1 protein-coding gene is annotated in these 1,110 nt (G+C 61.3%); it reads right to left on the reverse strand.

The window, feature by feature from the left end; genetic code table 11:
- Positions 1-916 (reverse strand): WD40/YVTN/BNR-like repeat-containing protein (locus ACXRVY_RS30815; protein ID WP_458239181.1); only part of this gene is annotated, 916 nt, incomplete at its 3' end.
- Between the last annotated feature and the right edge of the window lie 194 nt (positions 917-1,110).

Consider the following 1,110-nt stretch of genomic DNA (forward strand, 5'->3'; position numbering starts at 1 on the left):
CGCCATCGTCGCTGCTGCGAATCACCGAGCCGCCGTTGCCGACGATCACGATGGAACCATCGTCGAGCAGCGTGCCGCCGGACAGCCCGAACTCCAGGTCACCGCGTTCAGCCTTGAGCTCGACTTGCTCCCAGGTGGTGCCGAAGTCCGTGGAGCGATAGAGGTTGCCACGCAAGCCGTAGGCCAGCAGCGTATTAGGCTGCGCCGTACCGATCACGCCAAACAGCGAGCCTTCGTACGGACCTTCGAGTTTTTCCCAGGTCTGGCCCCAGTCCGCGGAGCGGAACATGCTGCCCTGCTCGCCGACGATGAACAGCCCGGCGTCCTTGACCGCGGCAATCGCGTTCAGGTGGTACTGGTCTTCATTGTCCAGGCGGTCGCTGGCGTCTTCCCAATGCTTGCCACCGTCGGTGGTTTCCATCAGCGAGCCGTAAGCGCCCACGGCAAAGCCGCTGTTGACGTCCTTGAACCAGACATCGAGCAGCGGCGATTCGCGTTTCRGATCTTCGAATTGCCTGGTCCAGGTCGCGCCGCCGTCCTCGCTGGCGAGGATCTGCGCGTCATGACCGACGGCCCAGCCGTGCTTGTCATCGACAAAGAACACCGACGTCAGCAGGGCCCGGGTCGGAACCTTGGCCTGGGTCCAGTTCGCGCCCTGGTCATCGGAATACAGGATGTGCCCACGATCCCCGACCGCCACCAGGCGCTTGCCGGCGTGGACGACATCGAGCATCAGGCTTTTGGCAGCCTTGGCGGATTCAATGGAATAAACAACGTCGGATGCTGACGCCGCTGCGGCCAGCGCAGGTGCCGACAGCATGGCAGAGCCCAACAGCGAGAGCGCTGTAGCCAGCAACGCGAATTTGCGCAGTGCCGGCGGGCGGCAGATACCCACACCCATGACAGGCTCACTCATAGACCTTCTCCCATTATTATTGTTAGGTCGTTCAACCTTTCTGGGCGCCGCAAGGGTGCGTGTCTGGACCGGCTGTTTCAGAGCATAGTCCTGAAACCCGCAATCCAGAGCCCCTTCGGAAGCTGGCTTATCCTATCGGTGTTTTTTAATGTCTGACAATCGACGCCACGTTATGTTTTGTTAACCGGGGGGGA

This window comes from Pseudomonas sp. P5_A2_2 (assembly GCF_054177685.1).